The organism is Halomonas sp. PBN3 (assembly GCF_000475415.1).
Classification (GTDB): Bacteria; Pseudomonadota; Gammaproteobacteria; order Pseudomonadales; family Halomonadaceae; genus Halomonas; species Halomonas shengliensis.
In genome coordinates this window covers 1-4822 of record NZ_AXCA01000055.1, presented here as the reverse complement: position 1 = coordinate 4822, position 4822 = coordinate 1, and the positions used below count along the sequence as shown (strand labels likewise).

The 4822-nt window shown below is 62.4% G+C and carries 5 protein-coding genes; 2 read left to right on the top strand and 3 right to left on the bottom strand.

Features of this window, described 5'->3' with window-relative positions; translation table 11 throughout:
- Window positions 1-387, bottom strand: a 387-nt coding sequence (locus Q673_RS22620) for an arginase family protein (protein ID WP_023004931.1), incomplete at its 3' end; no start/stop codon positions are given.
- Window positions 377-1594, bottom strand: coding sequence for an imidazolonepropionase (hutI, locus tag Q673_RS22615; protein WP_023004930.1), 1218 nt, complete (start codon window positions 1592-1594; stop codon window positions 377-379). The genes hutI and Q673_RS22620, both read right to left, overlap by 11 nt.
- Window positions 1595-1929: 335 nt before the next feature.
- Here hutI and Q673_RS22610 point away from each other — a divergent pair, with 335 nt between their 5' ends.
- Entirely contained in the window at window positions 1930-3252 is a 1323-nt protein-coding gene (locus Q673_RS22610; protein WP_023004929.1) for a YjiH family protein, read from the top strand.
- A gap of 75 nt (window positions 3253-3327) precedes the next feature.
- On the opposite strand, the gene hutC is transcribed toward Q673_RS22610, so the two are convergent.
- The gene (gene hutC, locus Q673_RS22605; protein WP_023004928.1) at window positions 3328-4044 is read right to left on the bottom strand and encodes a histidine utilization repressor; all 717 of its coding nucleotides are present in this window, start codon (window positions 4042-4044) and stop codon (window positions 3328-3330) included.
- Between the two features lie 314 nt (window positions 4045-4358).
- On the opposite strand from hutC, the gene Q673_RS22600 reads away from it, so the two are divergent.
- Window positions 4359-4697 carry a hypothetical protein gene (locus Q673_RS22600; protein ID WP_031217619.1) on the top strand — a complete coding sequence of 113 codons (339 nt, stop codon included), beginning with the start codon at window positions 4359-4361 and terminating at the stop codon, window positions 4695-4697.
- Window positions 4698-4822: the final 125 nt, after the last annotated feature.

The following is a 4822-nucleotide window of genomic DNA, read 5'->3' as shown; positions in this document are numbered from 1 at the left end:
CACCTCATGACCGCCACCCAGTACGATGGGCAGGTGCCCCTCGCCCAGCAGCGGAGAGAGTCGGTCGGCCAGGGCCTGCTGGGCGACTTCCATGGCATCGCCTTCACAAAGTACGTCACCGGCGTCATAGGCAGGCCCCTGACGGTGCCAGGCCAGCGGCGCCAGGGCTCGGCGCAACGCGGTAGGCCCTTCGGCGGCCCCCACACGCCCCTGGTTGCGCGCCACACCGGCATCGCAGGCGAAGCCCAGCAGCGTACAGCCGGGTGCGGCACCCTCGGCCAGCGGCTGAATCTTCTGGTGCCAGCGCTCGCTGCCGGGCTCGGGGTCGGTGCGCCCCTGCCACAGGGTGCGGTCGAAGTCGTGGTGAAACGCGGTATCAGACGGCATGGGTCAACTCCCCCTGGAACAGGCGCTGACGCAGGCGACCGGGCTGGACGGCATAAGCCAGTGCGGCAGGAGTGTCGATATTCCAGACACACAGGTCGGCGGCGGCCCCTTCCCGGATCCGCCCTTCTCCGTTGAGTCCGAGGGCAGTCGCGCCATGGGCGGTCATGCCGGCCAGGGCCTCCTGGGGCGTCAGGCGGAACAGGGTGCAGGCCAGGTTCAACATCAAGGTCGGCATGAACAGCGGCGAGCTGCCCGGGTTGGCGTCGGTCGCCACGGCCATGGGCACGCCAGCCTCGCGCAGAGCCGCGATGGGCGGCTGCTGCGTCTCCCGCAGGGTGTGGAACGCCCCCGGCAGGATCACGGCGACGCTGCCGGCCTTGCGCATGGCGGCGATCCCGGCCTCATCGAGGTATTCGATATGATCGGCGGAGAGCGCCCCGTGGCGGGCCGCCATGGCGGTGCCGCCGAGGTTGGAAAGCTGCTCGGCATGAGCCTTGATCGGCAGGCCATGCGCTTCGGCGGCCTCGAAGACCCGCTCGCACTGCGCCACAGAAAAGGCGATCTTTTCGCAGAACACATCGACGGCATCGGCAAGGCCTTCCTTGGCGGCGGCCGGGATCATCTCCTGGCATATCAGGTCGATATAGCCGTCGCTGTCATCCTTGAACTCCGGCGGCAGTGCATGGGCGCCTAGCAACGTCGTCACCACCCGCACCGGTAGCACCTCGCCGAGGCGACGCGCCACGCGCAGCATCTTCAGTTCATCTTCGACCGTCAGGCCGTAGCCGGACTTGATCTCCACGGTGGTGACACCGTCGGCGATCAGTGCCTCGAGACGCGGCCTGGCCAGCTCGAGCAGTTCGTCCTCGCTGGCTTCCCGGGTGGCGGTCACTGTGCTCAGGATGCCACCGCCACGCCGGGCGATCTCCTCGTAGCTGACCCCTTCCAGGCGCGCCTCGAATTCGTCGGCGCGCGAGCCACCGAACACCAGGTGGGTATGGCAATCCACCAGTCCCGGAGTCATCACGCCACCGCGGCCCATGTCGTGGCAGCCTTTCGCCAGACCTTCATCGAACTCCCGCATCGCCACAAGCGTGGCAACCCGCGCCCCTTCAGTGATGACGGCCATGGGCTCGGGCAAGGTACGCAGCCCGTCGAAGACGTGGATATCGCGCCACAGGCGACGCTTGGTATTGGTGTTCGACATGGAGGACTCCTCCAGGGTGGCTCAGCGGATGCAAACTCAATGTATATACAACTAAGCCAAGAACCCTGGAGATCGTCAAGCCGCCTTCGCAAAATCCGCCGGGTGACAAGATACACGCTTCAAGGGGTTGTATTTTTAATAAACCATAAAAACAGGCAGTTGTGCGTAATTTTGCCCCCAGACCACATCCGTTCCAGGCTGAAATATTCGACTAATGTCTAGCTCAATCAGCTAGGCGAGGGCACCCAGTTGGCTTACCTTTTTGTATATACATATCGAGGCAGAACGCCTATTCCGATCCAGTCACCGCACGGCACAAGACACGAGGCGTGCCCATGAATCGCCAAGACCCCCAGTCTCGGCAACCTGCCGCTGCCGCCACCTTGCTCAAGCTGTTCCTGCCCAGTGCCCTGGGCATCCTGATCTTCTTCGTGCCCATCGAGATCGCCGGTAAGCGCACCATCCCCCTGGACCATATGGTGACCGGGGCGCGCGCCCTGCTGGGGGAGGCCAGCGGGCTCTATGCCCTGGCGCTGATCGTTGCCGGCGCGGCCTACCCACTGATCCGTGGTTACTGGAACCGCAGTCTGACCGAGCGCATCTTCACGGTGCTCAAGATTGCCGGTGTCGTCGCCGCAGTGATGGCACTGACCGGCTGGGGGCCGGCCTTCCTGCATGCACCGGACATGCTGCCCTTCCTGTTCGACAAGCTGGTGATCCCGGTAGGACTGATCGTGCCGATCGGCGCCATCTTCCTGGCCCTACTGATCAGCTACGGCCTTCTGGAGCTGATAGGTGTGCTGGTGCAGCCGGTAATGCGCCCCATCTGGCGCACACCAGGGCGCTCGGCCATCGACGCCGTGGCCTCCTTCGTGGGCAGTCACTCCATCGGCTTGCTGATCACCAACCGGGTCTATCAGGCCGGGCAGTATTCGGCACGAGAGGCGGCCATCATTGCTACCGGTTTCTCCACCGTCTCGGCCACCTTCATGATCATCGTGGCCAAGACCCTCGACCTGATGGACGTCTGGAATCTCTACTTCTGGCTCACCCTGCTTATCACCTTCGTCGTCACCGCAGTCACCGTGCGCCTGCCGCCGCTCTCACGGATGGATGACAACGCCGAGGATGGCGAGCCGGAAGCAGTACCCGGCAAGCGGCTTAGCACTGCTTGGCAGATCGGACTGGACGTGGCAGAGAAGGCACCGAGCCTGCATCGCAGCGTGGCACTCAACTTCAAGGAAGGGCTGGTCAAGGCCATCAGCATCCTGCCATCGATCATGTCGGTGGGGCTGCTGGGCCTGCTGGTTGCCAAGTACACGCCGCTGTTCGAGTGGCTTGGCTGGCTCTTCTACCCCTTCGTGGCGGTATGGGGCGTGGCGGATGCCGCAGCCCTGGCGCAGGCCTCCGCCGCCGGGCTCGCCGAGATGTTCCTTCCGGCGCTGCTGATGGCAGAGGCCGAGTTCGCGGCGCGTTTCGCCGCCGGCGTGGTGTCGGTGTCCGCCGTGCTGTTCTTCTCCGCCTCGATCCCCTGCATCCTCTCCACCAGCATTCCGCTATCGGTGGATAGGATGCTGGTAGTCTGGTTCATCCGCGTGGCCCTTAGTCTTCTGCTGGCGGTTCCTACCGGCTATCTGGTGCAGACACTGGCCGGCTGACACAACTTCCAGACACACAAACGCAAACGGCCGGGAATCCCCGGCCGTTTGCGTTGGCAAAGAACGAAGGGGCGCTCATTTCGGCTCACGATGCATCGAAGAGCGCAGCTTGTAGCGCTCCCCGGGATAGAGCAGTCGGGCATAGCTGATCAGCTGCTCGCCGGACCAGGTGCGCCGGATCATGCTCAGGCAGGGGCTCGCCGTATCGATGGTCAGCCACTCGGCCGCCTGATGATCGGGCAGGACCGCCTCGACGATATGCTCCACATCGGTGATGGGACAGGCGGCCACCAACACCTCATTGGGTGTGTGGCGGGAAAAGTCGGTGTCGAGATAGTCCGGGACCCAGCGCGGATTGACGAAGCGCCTTTCCAGCTGGATGGGCACGTCGTTTTCGAGATGCAGGAACAGGGTGTGGAAAACCCGGCTGCCGAGCCGTACCCCGAGACGCAGCGCCACCTCATCATCGGCCTCAATGGCCTCACAGGTCAGCACCTGATTGCCATATCGATGCCCCCGGGATCTCACCTCCTCGGCGATGTTGTACACCTCGACCAGAGACGACTCGGCCTTGCGGTCGGTGACGAAGGTGCCAAGCCCAGGCTGGCGTGTCAGATACCCTTTCTGGACCAGATCGCGGATCGCCTTGTTGGCGGTCATGCGGCTAACCTGGAAGTCCCTGGCCAGCTGCTCCTCCGGCGGAATCTGGTGATGTGCCAACCACTCACCGGATTGAATCTTGTCCAACAGGTGCTGCTGTATCTGCAGGTAGAGAGGCGGGGTGCTGGCCATAAGGCATCCTTGGGCAAGACGAATGTATATACAAACACACTATACTTGTCGTAAAGAGATCATTCATCTTTAGTTTCTCAGAAGCTGAAGAAGCTACAAGTTCTGCAGCAACCCTTTGCCCTTTCCCTTAGCTGTTCTCACTCTGCTCAGCTTTTCCGGGCAAGCCCCTTCCCCTTGACATCCCCTTCCCTTCCACCTTTCCGCCCTTTTGGCATTTCCACCATTTGCTGATGTAATACCGCAAGGCCGACCATCGAGGCGCTTGACAGAGTTAGGTGCAGCGGCAAAAATATACGCAGACTACGTACACTTCTATGAAAGCAATCTTTGTCGAGCTGCCAGCCTTCGAGAGACATCGCTCCAGCCACTTCGACGACGCTGCGTTTCGTGCCTTCCAGAACTTCTTGCTCAGGAACCCAGCTGCGGGAGATGTCATCCAGGGCACAGGAGGGCTGCGCAAGGTACGGTTCAGCGACCCCAAGCGGCAGAAGGGCAAACGGGGCGGTGTTCGCATCATCTACTACTGGTGGCTGGGTGGCTCCCAGTTCTGGCTTTTCACCCTGTACGACAAGGATTCACAGGATGACCTGACGCTATCCCAGCGTAAGACCCTGAAACAGCTGCTGGATGCGGAGCTCAACGCGAGGACATGACCATGGGCCGTAACATCTTTGACGAGCTCGTCGAGGGCTTTGATGCTCTGGCGGAGGAGCGCCAAGGCAAGCGCACGCTGCGCTCGCATCCTGTCGCTCTGGATGAGGTCCCTGACGTCACTGCC